General features: G+C 68.5%; 1 pseudogene. It reads left to right on the top strand.

Annotated features, from left to right (window positions below):
* Positions 1-219, top strand: a pseudogene (locus A3714_RS07590) (tRNA (adenosine(37)-N6)-threonylcarbamoyltransferase complex transferase subunit TsaD); the annotation flags it as partial.

The raw sequence follows: 219 nt of genomic DNA, 5'->3' as shown, positions 1-219 counted from the left end.
TGGCGGAAGCCGCTACCACCCCGGATCAGCTTGATGGCATCGCCTATACGGCCGGTCCCGGCCTGGCTGGAGCCCTGCTGGTAGGGGCCGGCGTGGCCCGGTCGCTGGCCTTTGGCTGGGGTGTCCCCGCCGTGGAAGTCCACCATATGGAGGGCCATTTGCTGGCCCCCCTGCTGGAGCCGGATGCCCCGTCGTTTCCCTTTGTGGCACTGCTGGTCA

Source organism: Alcanivorax sp. HI0007, assembly GCF_001635525.1.
Taxonomy (GTDB): domain Bacteria; phylum Pseudomonadota; class Gammaproteobacteria; order Pseudomonadales; family Alcanivoracaceae; genus Alcanivorax.
The sequence above is the reverse complement of the archived record's forward strand: the minus strand, read 5'-3'. Positions and strand labels throughout refer to the sequence as shown.